At 39.9% G+C, this 20736-nt stretch carries 16 protein-coding genes; 8 read left to right on the top strand and 8 right to left on the bottom strand.

The window, feature by feature from the left end:
* Positions 1-6 precede the first annotated feature (6 nt).
* Positions 7-1104: a GDP-L-fucose synthase family protein gene (locus IR083_RS06870; protein WP_194224018.1), complete on the top strand. Its 1098-nt coding sequence runs from the start codon at positions 7-9 to the stop codon at positions 1102-1104.
* Positions 1105-1139: 35 nt separating this feature from the next.
* Positions 1140-2291: an OmpA family protein gene (locus tag IR083_RS06865; RefSeq protein WP_006798662.1), complete on the top strand. Its 1152-nt coding sequence runs from the start codon at positions 1140-1142 to the stop codon at positions 2289-2291.
* 232 nt (positions 2292-2523) lie between these two features.
* Here IR083_RS06865 and IR083_RS06860 read toward each other — a convergent pair whose 3' ends face one another.
* The 3 genes from IR083_RS06860 to IR083_RS06850 all read right to left on the bottom strand — a co-directional run bounded on the left by IR083_RS06860 (position 2524) and on the right by IR083_RS06850 (position 4382).
* Complete coding sequence (locus IR083_RS06860) at positions 2524-2961, bottom strand: DUF5606 domain-containing protein (RefSeq protein ID WP_194223710.1); 438 nt, start codon at positions 2959-2961, stop codon at positions 2524-2526.
* 147 nt (positions 2962-3108) lie between these two features.
* Positions 3109-4041: a bifunctional methionine sulfoxide reductase B/A protein gene (locus IR083_RS06855; RefSeq protein ID WP_006798660.1), complete on the bottom strand. Its 933-nt coding sequence runs from the start codon at positions 4039-4041 to the stop codon at positions 3109-3111.
* Between the two features lie 2 nt (positions 4042-4043).
* Positions 4044-4382, bottom strand: coding sequence for a hypothetical protein (locus IR083_RS06850; protein ID WP_044215480.1), 339 nt, complete (start codon positions 4380-4382; stop codon positions 4044-4046).
* Positions 4383-4497: 115 nt separating this feature from the next.
* On the opposite strand from IR083_RS06850, the gene IR083_RS06845 reads away from it, so the two are divergent.
* The 4 genes from IR083_RS06845 to IR083_RS06830 all read left to right on the top strand — a co-directional run bounded on the left by IR083_RS06845 (position 4498) and on the right by IR083_RS06830 (position 10693).
* The gene (locus IR083_RS06845) at positions 4498-5757 is read left to right on the top strand and encodes a DNA recombination protein RmuC (RefSeq protein WP_006798658.1); all 1260 of its coding nucleotides are present in this window, start codon (positions 4498-4500) and stop codon (positions 5755-5757) included.
* Positions 5758-6210: 453 nt separating this feature from the next.
* Complete coding sequence (gene leuS / locus IR083_RS06840; RefSeq protein ID WP_194223709.1) at positions 6211-9012, top strand: leucine--tRNA ligase; 2802 nt, start codon at positions 6211-6213, stop codon at positions 9010-9012.
* Between the two features lie 6 nt (positions 9013-9018).
* Positions 9019-9915, top strand: a complete 897-nt coding sequence (locus tag IR083_RS06835; protein WP_006798656.1) for a YitT family protein — start codon at positions 9019-9021, stop codon at positions 9913-9915.
* Positions 9916-9919: 4 nt separating this feature from the next.
* Positions 9920-10693: an SDR family NAD(P)-dependent oxidoreductase gene (locus IR083_RS06830; RefSeq protein ID WP_194223708.1), complete on the top strand. Its 774-nt coding sequence runs from the start codon at positions 9920-9922 to the stop codon at positions 10691-10693.
* Here IR083_RS06830 and IR083_RS06825 read toward each other — a convergent pair.
* Positions 10682-11251 carry a phosphatase PAP2 family protein gene (locus IR083_RS06825; RefSeq protein WP_006798654.1) on the bottom strand — a complete coding sequence of 190 codons (570 nt, stop codon included), beginning with the start codon at positions 11249-11251 and terminating at the stop codon, positions 10682-10684. The two genes, IR083_RS06830 and IR083_RS06825, sit on opposite strands and share 12 nt — an antisense overlap.
* A gap of 855 nt (positions 11252-12106) precedes the next feature.
* On the opposite strand from IR083_RS06825, the gene ruvB reads away from it, so the two are divergent.
* Positions 12107-13129: a Holliday junction branch migration DNA helicase RuvB gene (gene ruvB / locus IR083_RS06820; RefSeq protein WP_194223707.1), complete on the top strand. Its 1023-nt coding sequence runs from the start codon at positions 12107-12109 to the stop codon at positions 13127-13129.
* 71 nt (positions 13130-13200) lie between these two features.
* A complete protein-coding gene (locus tag IR083_RS06815; RefSeq protein WP_006798652.1) occupies positions 13201-14448 on the top strand; it encodes an ABC transporter permease in 1248 nt (415 codons plus the stop codon).
* A gap of 92 nt (positions 14449-14540) precedes the next feature.
* Here the strand turns inward: IR083_RS06815 and IR083_RS06810 are convergent, their stop codons facing one another.
* The 4 genes from IR083_RS06810 to dnaJ form a co-directional block, all read right to left on the bottom strand.
* Positions 14541-17087, bottom strand: coding sequence for an adenosylcobalamin-dependent ribonucleoside-diphosphate reductase (locus IR083_RS06810; RefSeq protein ID WP_194223706.1), 2547 nt, complete (start codon positions 17085-17087; stop codon positions 14541-14543).
* A 342-nt stretch (positions 17088-17429) separates the two neighbouring features.
* A complete protein-coding gene (locus IR083_RS06805) occupies positions 17430-18185 on the bottom strand; it encodes a zinc ribbon domain-containing protein (protein WP_006798650.1) in 756 nt (251 codons plus the stop codon).
* A 124-nt stretch (positions 18186-18309) separates the two neighbouring features.
* Positions 18310-19404, bottom strand: coding sequence for a Nif3-like dinuclear metal center hexameric protein (locus tag IR083_RS06800; RefSeq protein ID WP_199343195.1), 1095 nt, complete (start codon positions 19402-19404; stop codon positions 18310-18312).
* A gap of 178 nt (positions 19405-19582) precedes the next feature.
* Positions 19583-20728: a molecular chaperone DnaJ gene (gene dnaJ / locus IR083_RS06795; RefSeq protein WP_194223705.1), complete on the bottom strand. Its 1146-nt coding sequence runs from the start codon at positions 20726-20728 to the stop codon at positions 19583-19585.
* Between the last annotated feature and the right edge of the window lie 8 nt (positions 20729-20736).

Raw genomic sequence — 20736 nt, 5'->3', positions numbered from 1 at the left:
TAAATGATAAAAAAAGACGATAAAATATATATAGCCGGACACAGAGGATTAGTTGGCTCTGCAATTCTCAGGAATCTGAAGGAAAAAGGGTATACTAATTTTATATTAAAAACCCATGCAGAACTTGATCTGACTAGTCAAGCGGAAGTTGCCGATTTTTTTGCAAAAGAAAAACCTGAATACGTCTTTTTAGCAGCAGCTAAAGTTGGGGGTATAGTGGCTAATAATACATATCGCGGCCAGTTTATATATGAAAATTTGATGATTCAGAATAATGTTATTCATCAATCATATGTAAATAATGTGAAAAAATTAGTATTTTTGGGCAGTTCTTGTATTTATCCCAAAGAAGCATTTCAGCCGATGTCTGAAAACGCTCTGCTGACAGGGCCTTTGGAATATACGAACGAACCGTATGCTATAGCGAAAATCGCAGGATTAAAAATGTGTGAGAGTTATAACATTCAGTATAATACAAATTTTATAGCTGTAATGCCCACAAATCTGTACGGACCGAATGATAATTTTAATTTGGAAACATCACATGTCCTGCCTGCCATGATTCGCAAGATTCACTTAGGGAAGTGTCTCGAAGCAAATGCCTGGGATATCATAAGGAAAGATTTTGACTTACGCCCGATAGAAGGTACAACAGGAAAGTCTTCAGAAGCAGAGATTCTTAATGTTATGTCTAAATATGGTGTTAAGAAAGTTGGACCTGATGTTCAGGTTGAGTTATGGGGCTCAGGAAAACCTATGCGGGAATTTCTCTGGAGTGATGAAATGGCTGATGCAACTGTTTTTGTAATGGAGTCTGTAAACTTTTTAGACTTAATTAGTGTTATAGAAGGTAAAGAAATCCGAAATACACATATTAATGTGGGGGCAGGTGTTGAAATATCGATAAAAGATGTCGCGAATATTATAAAAAGAATAGTGGATTTTTCAGGAAAGCTGTGGTTTAATACAGAAAAACCTGATGGAACTATGAGAAAATTGTCAGATGTCTCTAAGTTGAATTCATTGGGATGGAAACATAAGGTTGAAGTAGAAGAAGGTTTAAACCGGATGTATTCGTGGTACAATAAATATATAGTAGATTAATAAATAGTGTTTAATTATAATTTAAAAGATTGATTATGAAAAAAGTAAGTTTACTTTTAGTTTTAGTTTTTGCGGCTATTACTATTTCTGCTCAGGAGAGTGGATTTAGCACAAAAGCTGGCCGTAAAGCAACTTTTGCGCGTAACGGTTTTTGGGACAATTGGTTTATTGGATTTGGTGCTGGAGCTAATTTTGTACAAGGCGATAGCAACAAAGATGCAGATTTCCTGAATCGTCTTACAGTTGCTCCAACTATTCAGGTTGGTAAATGGTACAACCCTTATATTGGAGGTCGTTTGAAATTCCAAGGAGGTTCTTTGCACAATTTCCAAAACAATGCTACTGACATGATCCATAACAAATATTTCGGTGTAGAAGCTGATGTTATGTGGGATGTAACTAACTATCTAGGAAAGTACAACGAAAAACGTGTTTATAGCCTTATCCCTTATGTAGGTATCGGTGGTGCTATCGGTTGGGACTACAAATTGGATGGTAACACTCACCCAGGTGGAAAACAAAGAAACTTCACTATCAACGGTGGTATCATCAACAAATTCAAATTCTCTAACAGAGTAGCTTTGGATATCGATTTGTCTGCTATGTTGCTTAAAGAAGCTTTCAACCACGGGGGGGCAAACTCTTATGATGGTTTGGTGGCTGCTTCTGCCAGCTTGGTATTCAAAGTAGGTAAGAAAACTGATTTCTCTGAAGCTTTATTGATGGATCAAGGTCTTATCGATGACTTGAATGGTCAGATCAACAAACTTCGTCAGGAAAACGACAGACTTCGTAACCAAAAACCAGAAGTTGTTGAGAAAATTGTTACTAAAGACTGTCCTAAATGTCCTGAAACTAAAGGTTCATTCGTGTCTAACGTAGTGTTCTTCCGTCTAGGTAGCGCTAATATCGACAAGAACCAAGAAGTTAGCATCTTTAACACAGCTAAATATCTTCAAGATAATCCTAGCGCTAAAGTTAAAGTTGTAGGTTACGCAGACAAGAAAACAGGTACTCCTTCTATCAATGAAAAACTTTCTGAAAAACGTGCTAAGAATGTAGCAAACGAGTTGATCAAGAAGTACAACATCGATAGCAACCGTGTAACTGTAGAATGGAAAGGTGACACAGTACAACCATATGCTGAAAATGCATGGAACCGTGTTGCAATTTTCGTAGCTCAATAATCTGAGTCAGAAATATAGAAAAAGAGAGTAGGATTCCTACTCTCTTTTTTTGTTATGTCTTTTCTGATATAGAATAATTAAAGGCGAAACGATGCCTCCTATAAATAGGAGACTGTATGTTAAGTTATATATACAGTCTCGTCATTTCTTTATCTGCAGAAAATAATAAGACCCGGACTATAATATTAGCCGGGTCTTATTATTTCTATAATTAAAGATAAATTTTATCTTTTTATTTTACAGTCTCGGTTTCAGTATCTGCTTTCTCCTCTACTACTTCCTCCTCTTTCTCGAAGTCGATATTTGCATTAATAAGAATATTATACCATCCTATTATCTTCTTAATGTCGGTTGGATACACACGGTCCCGATCAAAGTCAGGAAGTATTTCCAGGAAATATTTCTTCAATTCGTCCGGCTTTGCACTAGTACTGATGGAAGCTTTCTCTCCGTTTTCCTTTTGTTTGATGGATCCCAGAATGCCTTTCAATGGGGCGTCATCAGTTTCTGTATAAATAGATATATCTCCAAGGGATACAACTTTGTCTCGTGCATGTATAGGCATTTTCTTGCCATCTACCAATGACTTTACGATAACCATGTTTTTTGCGCTCGAAATAAGTTTATACAACCCCGGTTTACCGGAAACGGATAAGATTGTTTTTAACATAACAATTTAATTTAGTTTTAGTATTATTATTGTTTTATTCTTTCAGTCAAGCGACAAAAATAATGCTAAAGCTATTAATAACCATATTTACTATATAGAAAAATATAAAAGTATTTGTTAAGATATTAAAATACAGCGTATTTGCTTTTAGAATATCTTTTTATATACATGGCAATAAGGCTTTGTCCCCTTATGCTCATAATATTGTTGGTGATAGTCCTCTGCTTTCCAGAATGTAGACAGCGGTTTTAACATAGTGGCTACTTTATATCCTTTACCTTCCAGTATTTTTATATATTTCTCTGCTACTTCTTTTTCTTTTTCGTCAGCATAGAATATACAGGATAGATATTGCGGGCCTATGTCGGGACCCTGACCATTTGTTTGAGTAAAGTCATGCGTTTCGAAGAATAACTTCACCAAGTCTTCGTAAGTGGTCTTAGATGCGTCATATTCCACCTCGGTGGTTTCCAGATGCCCTGTGTTCTTCTGACAAACCTGCTCATAACTCGGGTGGTCTACGTGACCGCCCATAAAGCCAACGGATGTATGCGCTACACCGTTGGCCTTCATAAAATAATACTCTGTGCCCCAAAAACAACCTGAGGCGAAATAAGCTTTCTTAATCATTTTATTTTCTTCCGGAATAAATTTTAGAGAAATAGAATTAACGCAATGTCTTGTTTCTTTGGCTGTGAACCCCTCATTGAGGAACACATGCCCGAGATGTGCCCCGCAATTGTTGCAGATAATCTCGGTACGCATCCCGTCAGCATCAGGTACACGTTTTACCGCCCCTTTTATTTCATCATCGAAAGAAGGCCATCCGCAATGCGAATCGAACTTATCAGATGAATTATATAATGGAGTATTACATCTTTTGCAGACATATACGCCTTTCCGTTTATTGTTTATGTATTCACCTGTATATGGCGCTTCAGTTCCTTTGTGTAGAATTACACGTTCTTCCTCCGGTGTTAGTTTATTATAATTCATATTTTCGTTATTTGTTTTATTTTGACTCCGGACACATGATATCCCCATCAGGGCTATGCATAATAAGTATATCAACCGTTTCATATCTATTCTTTCTTTTTATAATAACTACGGAAAGCAAACAGCTTTCTTTTTTTCAAATACGATGGATCATACATCTGGGAATAAGCCTCCCGTTCGAATGAAATATTTTCATATGCTCTTAACCTGTTTTTATATTGTATCAACCTGATGAGCCATTCAAGTATATAGCATAGATAAAATAAAACAATCAGCATCTCCTGCATTTGCCGGGTGTGAATCTGTTCATGATTCTTCTCTGCCTCACTCAACGTACCATAGTCCTTACGTACAATAATTAATCCAAGCAGATTAATTGCGCCGAAGTCTTTTGGTGGAAAATGTTTACTATATATTATTCTCATCTTGGTTTTGTCCAACAAAAATATCTTCGAAAGCAAATGTTCACAAGTTTTTTGAGGCAAATTTTGTTAAAGGCTATATTTTGAATAACTTTCGCTCTCTTTAAAACAAATCAGTATGGAATTAGTTTATGCCTCTATTATACTAGTATTGGCAATTGTGCTTGTCCTTTTTATGCAGAAAGGAAATAAGCAGCGTGAGCAGGAGTTGAAGAATGAGATCAACCGTTTGTCGGCAGATAAAGATGCTGTACAAAAAGAGCAAATGGAGAAAATCCGCGAAATAGCCGAAACAAGAGCTTTGTTACAGTCGAAGGATGAACAGCTGCGGCTTCAACAGGAAGAGCTTCTCAATACCCGTGCTCAACTCAATAAGGATTTCCAGATACTGGCCAATCAGATACTGGAAGAGAAAACGCTTCGTTTCACGGATATGAACAGGTCGAATATGGAAGCTATCCTGAAGCCTCTGAATGAGAAGCTTGTAGAGTTTAAAGTAAAAGTAGAGGAAACCTATGATAAAGAATCTAAGCAGCGTTTTTCTCTCGAAGAGCGTATCAGGGAACTTGTCGCCCTTAACAATCAGATCAGCGAAGATGCCAATAATCTGACTAAGGCCTTAAAAGGCAATAATAAAATACAGGGAAACTGGGGTGAAATGATACTCGAATCTATTCTTGAAAAGTCCGGGCTGAAAAAAGGAGAAGAGTATTTTACCCAGGAATTCATTGTGGATGAGAATGGTAACCGTATCCGTAATACACAGGATAAGTACATGCAACCTGATGTTGTGGTTGTATATCCCGGCGGGAGGAAGATAATTATAGATTCAAAGGTATCCCTGAGCGCTTATGTCAGGTATGTGGAGGCGGACTCTGACGACATTAAGCTGATAGCGGAGAAAGAGCATGTGATATCCATTAAGCAACATATAGACGAACTGAGCCAGAAATCTTATCAGGACTATGTAGAGTCTCTCGATTTTGTAATGATGTTTATTCCTAACGAGCCTGCATATATACTGGCAATGCAGCTCGATTCAACTCTTTGGGACTATGCCTACCGCAAGCGTATCTTGCTGATTAGCCCGACTAACCTGATTGCGTCATTGAAGGTCGTTTCCGACTTGTGGAAACGGGAGTATCAGAGCCGTAATGCCATTGAGATTGCCAAGCGGGGTGCTGCTCTCTATGATAAATTCGCAGGCTTTGTGGATACACTTCAGGATGTAGGCAAGAATATAGAGCGTTCTCAAAAATCGTATGATAAAGCATTCTCCCAGTTAAAAGAAGGTAATGGAAATCTGATGCGTCAGGCAGAAATGCTTAAAGAATTGGGAGTTAAGGCTCAAAAAGAACTTCCGGATAGTAATATATAGTTAAATATTGCTAATTTTTAAAAGAAGAACGTCAAAACATGTTTTATAACATAAAAATCGATTATCTTTGTACTGTGTTTTTCATGGTATTAGATTTAAGGTTAACAATGAAGATTGGTTGTCGGGATGACAACCTTTTCTTATTTTATAGAAGTGCCTAAATCTATCTGCAAATTGCTTTTAAGTGAAAAGTTGACAAACCTGACACTTTTTACTCTTTTTTATCTGTTGTCTTTTCCCAAATCATTTAGATTCTGTAATTAGATGTCAAAGAACCTTTGATATATAGATAAAGAAACCTGAAATTAATAACTGACTATTTTGAATAAGATGTATCCATAATTCCGGATAGTATAGGGATTGGTATGTGAAAGAAAGCGCACATCTTAATTCGTATTAATGTAAAGAAATAACTATCTTTGCGCCAATAAAAATCGCAATAAATACCCGGTTATGGAATACAATTTTAAAGAGATTGAAAAACGTTGGCATCAGTATTGGATCGACCACAAAACCTACAAAGTAACAGAAGATTACAACAAACCAAAATATTATGTACTCGATATGTTCCCTTATCCTTCAGGAGCAGGCTTGCATGTTGGTCATCCACTGGGGTACATCGCCTCTGATATTTTTTCCCGATACAAACGTTTGAAGGGCTTCAATGTCCTTCATCCGATGGGCTATGATGCCTATGGGCTTCCAGCCGAGCAATATGCCATACAGACAGGTCAGCATCCGGCTGTTACTACAGCGCAGAATATAAACCGCTATCGGGAACAACTGGATAAGATTGGCTTCTCCTTCGACTGGAGCCGCGAAATTCAGACATGTGATCCCAGATATTATAAATGGACACAATGGGCATTTATACAGATGTTCAACAGCTATTATTGCTATGATGAAGATCAGGCACGTCCGATCGCTGAATTGATTGATGCTTTTGAACAAGTGGGTACGAACGGCCTGAATATAGCTTGCAGTGAAGAATTACAATTTACCGCGGATGAATGGAAAGCATATTCTGAAGAGAAAAAACAGGAAATATTGCTTAACTACCGTATCGCATATCGCAGCGAGACCAAAGTAAATTGGTGTCAGGCTCTAGGTACGGTATTGGCTAACGATGAGGTCATCAATGGCTTGTCGGAGCGTGGTGGATATCCTGTTGAACAGCGTTTGATGCGCCAGTGGAGCTTGCGTGTATCGGCTTATGCCCAGCGTTTGCTTGACGGTTTGGACAAGATAGACTGGAGTGAATCCATCAAGGAAACCCAACGCAACTGGATTGGACGGAGCGAAGGAGCAGAAATGCAATTCAGCGTGAAAGATTCCGATGTGAAATTCGATATCTTCACCACCCGTGCCGATACGATCTTCGGGGTTACCTTTATGGTGCTTGCTCCTGAGAGCGATTATGTATCTCAGGTCACCAAGCCGGAACAAAAAGCAGAAGTTGACGCTTATATTCAGGCTACAAAACGCCGTACAGAACGTGACCGCCTGATGGATAAAAAGGTATCCGGCGTATTTACTGGATCATATGCTATAAATCCGTTGAACGGCAAAGAAATCCCTATCTGGATATCGGATTATGTGCTTGCCGGATACGGAACAGGCGCTATTATGGCAGTACCCGGACACGATAGTCGTGACCATGCTTTTGCGAAGCATTTCAATCTGCCTATCATTCCGTTGATAGAAGGTTGTGATGTATCGGAAGAAAGTTTCGATGCCAAAGAGGGTATCATGATGAATTCCGGTTTCCTGGATGGCCTGACTGTAAAAGATGCTATCGAAAAAGCCCGTGAATATATCAAAGAACATAAGCTGGGACGTATAAAAGTAAATTATCGTTTACGCGACGCTATTTTCTCTCGTCAGCGTTATTGGGGAGAACCATTCCCTGTTTATTATAAAAACGGCTTGCCATACATGCTTCCAATAGATAAGTTGCCTTTGGAATTACCGGAAGTGGATAAGTATCTGCCGACCGAAACGGGTGAACCACCGTTGGGACGCGCCACAAAATGGGCTTGGGATACAGTAAACAATGTGGTGGTAGAAACATCGAAAATAGATAATAAGACTATATTCCCGCTTGAGTTGAATACCATGCCGGGCTTTGCCGGTTCGTCCGCTTACTACCTGCAATATATGGACCCATATAATGCGAAGGAATTGGTATCGAAAGAAAAAGATGAATACTGGCGCAATGTCGACTTGTATATCGGGGGAACCGAGCATGCTACAGGCCACCTTATATATAGCCGTTTCTGGGATAAGTTCCTATATGATATAGAAGTTTCGTGTGAAGAAGAGCCGTTCAAAAAGTTGATTAATCAGGGAATGATACAGGGACGTAGCAGTCTTGTATATCGTATAAACGGGACTAATAAATTTGTATCTGTGAATTTGAAAGATCAGTATGAAACAACAGAAATCCATGTGGATGTAAACATTGTAAGTAATGATATTCTGGATATAGATGCATTCAGAGCATGGCGTCCTGAGTATGCAGATGCCGAGTTCATCTTTGAAGATGGTAAATATATATGCGGATGGACTATTGAAAAGATGGGAAAAAGATATCACAATGTGGTAAATCCGGATGATGTTGCTGAAAAATATGGTGCGGATACCCTTCGCATGTATGAAATGTTTTTGGGGCCATTAGAGCAATCCAAACCTTGGGATATGAACGGTATTGACGGGGTGCACCGTTTCTTGCGCAAAACATGGAGCCTGTTTTACAAAGGAGATGATTTTACCGTAACAGACGAGCAGCCGACAAAGGAAGAATTAAAATCATTGCATAAGCTGATAAAGAAAGTTTCGGGCGATATAGAGACATTCTCATTCAATACATCTGTTGCCGCCTTTATGATCTGTGTAAATGAACTGACTGCCGCTAGATGTAGCAAGAGAGCGGTTTTACAAGAGTTTCTTGTCATTCTTGCACCGTTTGCGCCGTTTGTCGCGGAGGAACTTTGGCGTGCTTTAGGTAATACAACTACTATCTTCGATGCCGAATGGCCGGCATTTAAAGAAGAATATCTGGCGGAAGATTCGTTCCGTTATGGGGTGGCGTTCAATGGTAAAGTACGTTTCGATATAGAATTCCCAGCGGACGCTGTTCAGGCTGATGTGGAAGAAACCGTATTAAAACATGAACTTGCTCAAAAATGGCTTGAGGGTAAAACTCCTAAGAAAATCATCTTTGTACCAAAGAAAATGATTAATGTTGTTTTGTAAATAGAGATGAATGCTCTGAAAAAACGGATAGAAGGCATGCCTAAAAGATACCTGAAAGAATTTTACTGGAAAGATTATGTATCTATATTCTTTGGCCTTGCGCTTTATGCTGTTGGGCTTATCGGATTTATAAAACCGGTCGGGATTGTTACAGGGGGGCTTACGGGTATAGCCCTTCTTGTGGAGTATGCATCGGGAATACCGCTTCAATATACATATTTTTTCACAAACTGTGCATTGCTCTTGGTAGCCTTGAAACTTCTGGGTTTCAAGTTTATGATAAAGACCATTTATGGAGTTATCGTACTTACTTTCTTGCTCACTCTCTGTCAGACATATATAATCGAACCTATTGTGAAGAATGAGCCGCTTCTGTCGGGTGTAATAGGGGGAATGATGTGCGGAACGGGTATAGGCCTTGTTTTCAGTGCCAACGGTAGTACCGGAGGGACAGACATTGTAGTGGCACTGATAAATAAATATAAGAATATTGCTTTTGGCAGGGGGATGCTCCTTTGCGACTTTATTATCATCTCTTCTTCATATTTTCTTTTTTACGATTATCAGAAGATCGTTTACGCCCTGATAGTGATGGGTGTGATGACGTATTGCATCGATATGGTTATCAATGGTTTCCGGCAGTCGGTGCAGGTGCTCATCTTTTCTGAAAAATACGAAATAATAGCTACCGCGATAAATCAGGAATTACATAGGGGATGCACGGTTTTGGATGGCACAGGCTGGTATTCGAAGAAGCCTACCAAAGTGATCATTGTACTGGCTAAAAGAACAGAGGCTGTAGAAATGTTCCGCCTGATAAAGAGTATAGATGAGAAAGCATTTATATCCCAAAGTACAGTACGGGGCGTTTACGGTGAAGGTTTTGATAAAATAAGGACCTGACCTTATGGACCTCAGAGGCGAACATATCATACTCACCGGAGCTTCCTCCGGTATAGGCAGAGAGATACTTGATATTCTTGCTTCATACAACGGAGTGAAAATTCTTGCTGTAGCCCGTCATATAGATGAAATACCGGAGGTTGAGGGCGTGGTGTACCCATTCTCTGCTGATGTCAGTTCTGCAGAGGGAGTAGATAAGGTTTTTGATCAAGCACAGCAGATATTCGGACATATTGATATTTTTATAGCTAATGCAGGGTTTGCATATCTAGAAAGGCTGGAAACCCCCGATTGGCAGCATATCCGAAAAGTCTACGATCTGAATGTGTTTTCTCCGGTTTATTCATTGGAAAGACTTGTTGCTCTCAATAAGGGCAGACCGGTAGCTTTTGCCTGTACTATTTCAGGGGCGGGATTAGTTTCCTTGCCGGCCTATTCACTCTATTGTTCTACAAAAGCCGCTCTGCATCATTTTGTACAGACTTACAGATATGAGAAAGCGAATAACCTCCAATTGACTGCGGTTTATCCTGTAGCTACCCGCACTGCTTTTTTTGATAAGGCTACAGGTGAAGAAGATACCCCTCTTCCTTTTCCTGCGCAAGATGCGAAGACTGTTGCAAGGAAGTATATAAAAGGTATTGAGAAAGGTAAGAAGAATGTTTATCCATCTACTTTATTCCGTTTATTATATCCTATTGGCAGAGCGTTTCCTTTTTGCCTGAAAGTATATTCACTATTGGAGATGAAGAAAGTGAGGAAGTGGTTAGGGCTTTAATAGTTCCTTTTTCTTTTTGAACCTTTGGAAAAGTATATAGCCCGCTATTCCTATTATTATTCCGAATATAATTCCTATCATTACGTCGAACGGGTAATGTTTGGCCACGTAAATCCGGCTATATGCAACCACTGCTGCCCATAAGACGGCAATATAACCGTAGAATCTTTTCTTTCGAAAGAAGAGAAGGAAAAATACAGCCATCGTAAAAGTAGTAGCTGAATGAGACGAGAAGAAACTAAAACTATTGCTATATTTTTCTATTGCGTGAATCGTGCCTTCCCATAATTCGTTATGAATAGGGCGGGGCCGTTCTATAATCAGTTTTATTATATTTGTAAGCAGGGCGCTGACTCCGGTGGATAAGAGAAAAAAGAATACTCCTGTTTTCTTCCATACTTCCGCTTTGAAGTAGATTAGGGCAGACATGGCCAGACAGGCCATAATCCAGTTTGTGTAGGAACTGAGAAAGAGCATGATGGGATCGAGCCAGTTAGCGTGTTTTCCATTGAGGAATAGAAAAAGTTCTTCGTCCCAATACCGTAATTTATCTAACATATTTGTTCATTTATTAATGAATTGGAAATGCAAAGGAAATATATTATGGTTATATCCCATAATAAAATTTATCTCTTTTGCTTTTTTTGTAAAAGTTTATCTATGTATTTTGAAGTATACTAGTTATCAGTTTACTAGTTTACAAGAAAAAGAGTTCTTTGAAAGAATGAAATGGATTTAAGGATTTAATGTTTAAAAATATAAAGATTGGGAAATGTGTAACCTTTGTAACCTTTTAACAAGTAATAAGTTTTAAGTAATGAGTACAAAGTTGAAAGAACTGTATTTATGTTTACCCTAAAGTCTCTTGTGCGATAGCCTAAGCTAATGGCTAATAGCTATCAGCTAAAAGCTGAAATATGTGTAACCTTTGTTACCTTTTTGGTGAAACTGTAGGGGCGAAACATTTTTTGCCCGCGATAACTAACGGGCGAAAGATGTTTCGCCCCTACAAAAACGATAAAAATAGCTGTTACTTTTGTTACCTTTTAACAAGTAATAAGTATTGAGTAATAAGTTGAAAGTTGTATGAGACATGAGATACGAGTAGACAAGACACGAGATATGAGTTGTGATGGTTGTTTACTGACGAGATACTTTGCTCTGCTCTGCTCAGTAAGCTAATTATTAATTTTTCATTCTTCATTCTAAATTACTTTCCCTGTTACCTTTGTTACCTTTTAACAGTTAGGGGTTACAAGATACTTTATTTTATTTCACGCAAAGACGCAAAGGTGCGAAGTTTTTATAAGCTATGGATTGTTTACTGCTGACTGTTAACTGTAAAAGCTGTTAACTGTTAGCTGAAAAGTGTGTGTAAATTAAATATATTGATGTAAATTTGTATCCGAACATATGGAAGAAACATTCGACATACACCGAGGAAATATAAACGACAGTGAAAAGGAGTTTGAAAATGCCTTGCGCCCGCTTACTTTTAATAGTTTCAGTGGACAAAGCAAGGTGGTGGAAAACTTGCAGGTTTTTGTCACAGCGGCCAAAATGCGGGGTGAATCACTGGATCATACCCTCTTGCATGGTCCGCCTGGATTAGGTAAAACCACATTGTCGAATATCATAGCAAATGAACTGGGAGTGGGGTTTAAGATAACTTCGGGCCCCGTATTGGATAAGCCCGGGGATCTGGCTGGACTACTCACCTCTCTTGAGCCAAACGATGTACTTTTTATAGACGAGATACACCGTTTATCGCCTGTCGTGGAAGAATATCTGTATAGTGCGATGGAAGATTACCGTATTGATATTATGATAGATAAGGGCCCTAGCGCGCGTTCTATACAGATAGATCTGAATCCGTTTACTCTTATTGGCGCCACTACCCGGAGCGGTTTACTTACAAGTCCATTACGCGCCCGTTTCGGTATCAATATGCATCTGGAGTATTACGATATAGAAACACTGACGAATATTATCCTGCGCTCGGCTAATATACTCGATGTTCCTACCTCTAAAGAAGCCTCTGTAGAGATAGCTTCCCGCAGCAGGGGCACTCCGCGTATTGCGAACGCATTGCTGCGCCGGGTACGCGATTTTGCGCAGGTAAAAGGTTCCGGCAAGATAGATAAGGCCATTGCGGCCTATTCGCTGGAAGCTCTTAATATTGACAAATACGGATTGGATGAGATAGATAATAAGATTCTTCTGATCCTTATCGATAAATTTAAGGGGGGGCCTGTCGGTATCTCTACTATTGCAACGGCTTTAGGTGAAGACGGAGGTACAATAGAAGAGGTCTATGAGCCGTTCCTTATCAAAGAAGGGTTTATGAAACGCACACCCCGCGGGCGGGAAGTCACCGAGCTAGCCTACAAGCATTTGGGCCGGAAAAGAGAAAGCGAGCAGGGATTCTTGTTTTAATTATGAATTATGAGTTATAAGTTATAAGTGGTTCTTACTGATAACTGATAACTGTTGGCTGATAACTGATTTTGAATTTAGAACTATTTATAGCGAAACGTATCCATTTTAATGGAGAGAAAGGGGAGAAGCGGGCTTCTTCTCCTGCCATTAAAATCGCTGTTGCCGGAGTGGCAATAGGCTTGGCGGCTATGATACTGGCTCTGTCTATCGTTGTGGGCTTCAAAAAAGAGGTGCGCAACAAAGTTGTAGGTTTTGGTTCCCATATACAAATCACCAATCTGGCAAACAACAGTACTTACGAAACACAGCCCGTATGCGTCAGTGCTGAGCTGATAAGCCAGCTCGAAAAGACAGAAGGGGTTAAACATGTAGAGGTATTTGCCACAAAGCCCGGCATAATAAAAACTGATAGTGCCTTCCAGGGTGTTGTTCTGAAAGGAGTCGGCACAGATTATGATTGGGATTTCTTTAAACAAAATATGGTTGCCGGTACGGTAGTCAATCCGGATGATACAACTCATGCCAATCAGGCAATTCTGTCTAAGAATATCGCAAGTAAGTTAAATCTGAAAGCCGGAGACAGCTTCCTCTGCTACTTTGTGGGAGAGAATATCCGTTTCCGTAAGTTCTATATAACTGGCATATATAGTACAAACTTCGAAGACTATGATAAATTGTTCGTAATAACGGATATCAATCTTATCAAAAGGCTGAATGACTGGGATGATGATGAGGTCAGCGGTATCGAATTGCTTGTAAATGATTATGATAGACTGGACGAAATCCATCAGCGTGTATTTGTGGATATGATGACCTATCGTGACCATAAAGACAATACTTTCCTTGCCCGTTCCATTAAGGAACTCAATCCAATGATATTTAACTGGCTCGAACTTCTGGATATGAATGTCGTGGTTATCATTATACTAATGTTTGTCATATCTGTTTTTACCATGATATCGGGATTGCTAATCATAATCCTTGAGCGGACTAATATGATAGGTATGCTGAAAACCCTCGGTGCGCGTAACTTCAGTATTCGCAAAACCTTTCTGTATGTTTCCTCATTCCTCATTCTGAAGGGTATGTTCTGGGGGAATGTTATTGCTATTGCGATATTGGTGATTCAGAAGAATTTCGGCCTGGTAAAGCTGGATCCCGAAACATACTATGTCTCAGAAATGCCCGTAGATATCAATATCTTATATATCTTATTGATTAATATAGGTACATTGATCCTTTCCATTGTAGCCATGATAGGTCCATCTTATCTGATAGCTAAGATCTATCCGGCTAAATCATTAAGATTCGAATAGTAAACTCACCAAAGAATATTAGGGAGTAGGTTATATAAAATGCCCCGTTTTCTTAGAAAACGGGGCATCCTGTTATATCTCATATGAATTGTTTATCCGCATTTGGATGCGCCACAGTTCGTACATTTCATACAGCCTTCCTGATATACTAAGGTTTCCAGTCCGCACACAGGGCATTTCTGGCCTTTAGCTTCGGTTTCGCTAGGCAGGTATTTCTTGAGGGCGCGTTCCACACCATTTTTCCACGTATTGATCGTTTCGCTGTTCAGTTCCAGACCTTGTACCAGTTTCACAACCTGATCGATAGGCATACCATAGCGAAGTACACCGGAGATAAGTTTGGCATAATTCCAAAACTCAGGGTTGAATTTACCGTTCAATCCCTCGATTGTTGTTTTATATCCTCTCTTATTCTTGAACTGGAAGTCATAAGAACGGCTTCCTTCATCATTTAGTGTCTTGATAATGGTTCCGTGATTGATATTCTTAGGTAGCATCAGGCCTTCATCATCATCCGACAATCCGGTGAATATCTCGTATGGGCGTCCGTTGTGTAATCCAATGAACGCAATCCATTTTTCTTTATTGTTCTGGAATTTGATAACATCAGCAGCAAGTTCACGAGGGCGCTCCTGTAGGATTTCCGGACGTTCGTAGCAGTCATCACAATTCTCGTCTGCTTGTTTTTTATTGTCAGCAGCAACCAATACTCCGGCGCGTGAACCGTCACGGTAAACAGTACAGCCCTTACATCCGCTTTTCCATGCTTCGATGTATAGATCGTTTACGAGATCTTCCGATACATCGGATGGCAGATTGATTGTTACACTGATGGAGTGGTCGACCCATTTCTGGATACGGCCTTGCATTTTCACCTTTTGCAGCCAGTCAACGTCGTTTGAAGTTGCTTTATAATATGGTGATTCGGCTACCATAGTCTCCACCTCTTCATTCGTGTATTTTTTATATGTAGGATAGCCCTTGCTCTCCATCCATGTTACAAACTTATGATGGAATACGATATATTCTTCCCATGAGTCACCATTTTCGTCAACGAAGTCAACACGTACTTCCTTATCATTCGGATTTACTTTACGGCGACGTTTATATACTGGCATAAATACCGGTTCGATGCCTGATGTAGACTGTGTCATCAAGCTGGTGGTTCCGGTTGGTGCAACTGTAAGACAGGCTATATTACGGCGTCCGTATTTTTCCATGTCTTTGATTAGCTGTGGATCAACTTCTGCCAGACGGTTAATGAACGGATTTTTCTTTTCACGTTTGAAATCAAATATCTCAAATGCTCCACGCTCTTTAGCCAGTTCTACAGATGAACGATAGGCTGCAACAGCCAGAACACGGTGTACTTCTTCGGCGAAAGCAGTCGCTTCTTCTGTACCATAGCGGAGTCCCATAGCCGCAATCATATCGCCTTCGGCAGTGATACCGACTCCGGTACGACGTCCCTGAAGGGTTTTTGTGCGGATTTTCTCCCAAAGATGTCTTTCAGGCCATCTTACTTCGTCTGTTTCCGGATCGTCATCTATTTTCTGTAATATTTTGTCAATCTTTTCGGTTTCGAGATCAATGATATCATCCATAATACGTTGGGCCAGTCCAACGTGCTTCGAAAATAGTTCGAAGTCGAAATGGGCATCGTCTTTGAACGGGTTTACCACATATGAATATAGATTGATAGCTAACAGGCGGCAACTGTCGTAGGGACACAGAGGTATTTCGCCGCAAGGATTAGTTGAAATAGTCTTGAATCCGAGGTCTGCATAACAATCAGGGACAGATTCCTTAATAATGGTATCCCAGAAAAGAACCCCCGGCTCAGCTGATTTCCATGCATTATGAACTATTTTTCTCCAAAGTTCCGTAGCCTGAATATCTTTTACTGTAGTCGGATTCGATGAGTCGATAGGGTATTGCTGTGTATATTTGGATCCGTCTACAACAGCCTGCATAAAAGCGTCGTCTATCCTTACCGAAACGTTTGCGCCCGTAACTTTTCCTTCGGTCATTTTAGCATCGATGAACGATTCAGAGTCAGGGTGCTTTATGGATACGCTCAACATAAGGGCTCCACGGCGTCCATCCTGAGCAACTTCACGGGTCGAGTTTGAATATCTTTCCATGAATGGCACTAGTCCGGTAGATGTCAAAGCCGAGTTTTTAACAGGAGAACCTTTTGGGCGGATATGTGACAAGTCATGGCCTACACCTCCGCGCCGTTTCATCAGTTGCACCTGCTCTTCATCGATACGGATGATAGCTCCGTAAGAGTCCGACGGGCCGTTCAGGCCTATCACAAAGCAGTTTGATAAAGAAGCTATCTGAAAGTCATTCCCGATACCGGTCATAGGGCTGCCCTGAGGTACTATGTATTTAAAATGATCGAAGAGATCATACAATTCTTTATTTGTCAGTCCCTTTTCATATTTAGCCTCTATGCGTCCGATTTCATTCGCCAAACGCCAGTGCATATCTTCAGGAGATTGTTCGTAGATATTACCTGCAGCATCTTTCAATGCATACTTATTTACCCATACTTTTGCAGCGAGTTCATCGCCATTAAAATAATTTAATGCGGCGTTATATGCCTCATCAAAAGTATAAACCTTTTGTGCCATTTGTCTTATATTTTTTTAGATTATTTCAGCCCTTGTTTTATGACGAAAAGTCTGCGATATTTTTCACAGTACAATATTACTTAATTCAGAAAGATGAAACAAATTTTGTAACAATATTTTTTGAACAAAAATAAAAGTTTTCTAAAATAAAAATTAACATATTGATTAATAGTTATATAGTATTTTTATTTTTAGAAAAAGTTTTCCGTTTTAAAATTTGAACTGTAAAATATATAACACGATACAAATAGCAAAGTTCACAATATATAGATAAAAAAAATCGAAAAAGTTACATTTAACCTTTCCGATTTTTTGCTTTTATCAGTTTTTTTATAACTTATGTTATTCCGCCGCTCCAATTAATTCAGGATCAATCATAATACGTCCGCAATATTCGCATACGATGATTTTCTTACCTATCTTAATATCCATCTGTTTTTGGGGTGGTATTTTATTGAAGCAACCTCCGCAAGCACCACGTTCGATACATACTACAGCCAGACCGTTGCGTGCACTTTTACGAATACGCTTGAATGCCTGCAACAGACGAGGTTCGACTTCTGTCTCTATATCCTTGACCTCTTCACGGAGTTGTTCCTCCTGTTGTTTAGTCTCGGATACGATGTTGTCAAGTTCTTCTTTTTTCTGTCCCAGGTCGGCAGAACGCTCCTGTAAGAAAGTTTTGCTCTTCTCTACCTGCTCTGTCAGATTCTTGGAATCCTGAGTGAATTCACGAATGCGTTTTTCTGATAATTCGATTTCCAGTGTTTCGAATTCGATTTCTTTGCTCAGGTGGTCAAATTCACGGTTATTACGCACATTGTCCAATTGCTCTTTGTATTTTTCAATTTTCAGTGTGCTGTCTTTTGCTTTCTGCTTTTGAAAAGAAACTGCAGTGTCTGCTTCTTTCAACTCAGTTTCGTATTTCTTGATACGGGTTTCCAGACCGATAATTTCATCCTCGAGGTCTGCTACTTCCAAGGGAAGTTCACCGCGAAGAATCTTTATATTATCTATTTCGGATAATTTCTGTTGCAGAGCATAAAGCGTCTTCAGCTTTTCCTCTACAGTGATCTCTTTTTCTTGCTTTTTAGCCATAAGTTTATATAATATATAAGTTATAATTGAAGATGATTATCATAAAAAAATGCAGTAATCAAACAGCATCCCGCTATTATCTTACTACATCATCCGTAAATAGCAGGAGTATGTCACCGCTCATTTACAAATAGTTCACAGGATTTACATCAAATCCTGACATATATACCGCAAAGGTAGGATATTTTTTTGAGATAATATCGAAAAATATATTCTTTGTGAAAATTTCGGACTCGTAATGTCCTACTGTTGCCAGCAGAATCTTATCTTCCACATCATAATAATCATTATACTTAGCCTCACCTGTAATAAATACATCGGCACTATATGATATTGCTTTCGGTATCAGGAATGATCCGCTTCCGCTACAGATGGCTATGTCTCTTACAGGCTTCCCCCTTAAGGCGGAATGCTGTATTGTCTTCAGGTGAAATGTATCTTTCAGCAAGTAAAGGAAATCTTCCTCTTCTGTCTCTTCGGCCAATGTGCCTACTATCCCGCTTCCTGCCTGCGACCATGTATTCTCTAATAAATAGAAATCATAAGCAGGCTCCTCATACGGGTGTACTGCTATCAGTGCGCGTTTTACCTCCGATTGCTTATATATGGGAAGGATTATTTCAATCCGTACTTCGGGCTCGGTATGCAATTCTCCTATTTCTCCGGTGAAAGGATTTGTATTTTCTCCGGCCTTGAAAGTCCCTTCTCCTGATACATTATAACTACATGAATCGTAATTTCCTATATTCCCCGCCCCTACATTAAATAAGGTGTTGCGCACAAGCTCGGCATGCGAGTGTGGAACGAAAGTGACCAGTTTTAGCAACTTACCTTTTTGTGGGTCGAGAATCCGCACATGTTGCAGGTTAAGCATTTCTGCCAGATAATGGTTGATTCCCTGCGTGGCATTGTCCAGATTGGTGTGTGCCGCATAAACTACGATATCGTGCTTGCAGGCTTTTATCATGCAGCGTTCTACATAATTTTTTCCTGTCAGGGATTTGAAGCTGCGGAAGGCGAGGGGATGGTGTGAGATAATAAGATTACATCCTAAAGCGATGGCTTCGTCCATCACAGCCTCGGTTACATCGATGCATACTACGGCGCCTTTGGCCTCCTGATTTACATCTCCTATTTGGATACCGCTGTTATCAAAGTTTTCTTGCAATGGTATCGGGGCGAGTTGTTCTATGGTATGTAAGATTTCCTTTATTTTCATGATCTCCCGTATTTAGATTCTCAAAGTTATAGTTTTACAGGATATTAAGGTCACAAACCTCTTTATTTTTTCAATTAGGATAACAGTCAAAACTGATTACGGTTAAAAACTACCATTAAATATTACCCGATTTTATCGAATGAAAGCAGTCTCTTATCGACTGCTTTCAGATTTTTTATCAATCAAACATCTTTCTGAAATGACTGAATATTTTCTCTTTTACTGATTTGCTAGGTTGAAAATTCGGTGAATTTTCGAGTCCTCCTAATGTTGATTTCTCGCTATCAGTAAGATTTTCAGGAATATATACGCTTATGTTTATAAGCAGGTCTCCTGTGCCGTATCTGTTGATGCTCGGTAATCCTTTGTTTTTGAGGCGAAGCACTTTACCCGGCTGTGTTCCCGGCTCTATCGTCACTTTTACCTTTCCGTCTATTGTCGGTACTACCACATTACCTCCCAGTGCAGCAGTAGACACGGATAGCAATAGGTTATAAACAACATCGTTGTCGTCTCTGAACAGTTCCGGGTGTTGTTCTTCTTCTACAAGGATCAGCAGGTCGCCGTTTACACCGCCGTGACGGGCCGCGTTTCCTTTACCGCTCATCGAAAGTTGCATTCCTTCGGCAACTCCGGCAGGTATATTGATGGAGATTACTTCTTCTTCGCGAACGATGCCTTCTCCGGCGCAATGGCTGCACTTTTTGGTAATGCTTTTGCCTTCTCCGTTACAGGTCGGGCAAGTAGTTTGTGTTTGCATCTGTCCCAGAATAGTGTTCATGACGCGGGTTACTACTCCCGAACCTTTACAGGTCGAACAGGTTTCGTATGCTGTGCCACCATCTGCACCTGTCCCTCTACAATGCGAACAGGCAACAAATTTGTTTACCTTTATTTTTTTCTCAACCCCCTGGGCTATATCTTTTAATGTCAGTTTAACTTTTACTCGTAAATCTGAACCACGGTTTTGTCTTGGACCTCGTTGTCCGCCGAAACCGCCAAAGCCCCCACCAAAATGACCTCCGAAGATATCGCCGAACTGGGAAAATATATCGTCCATGGAGAATCCGCCCGAATGTCCGCCGAATCCGCCCGGAGCTTCGTGTCCGAATCTGTCATATTTGGCACGTTTTTGCTCGTCGCTTAGAATTTCATATGCTTCTGCCGCTTCCTTAAACTTCTCTTCAGCTTCGCTATTACCCGGGTTTTTATCGGGATGGAACTGAATCGCTTTTTTGCGGTAAGCTTTTTTTATCTCTTCGAAAGTTGCAGTCTTGGTAACTTCCAATACTTCGTAATAGTCTCTTTTTGTTGTGGTTGCCATTGGGATGC

Source organism: Dysgonomonas sp. GY75 (genome assembly GCF_015234155.1).
GTDB lineage: Bacteria > Bacteroidota > Bacteroidia > Bacteroidales > Dysgonomonadaceae > Dysgonomonas > Dysgonomonas gadei.
This window is presented reverse-complemented; position numbering and strand designations above follow the sequence as displayed.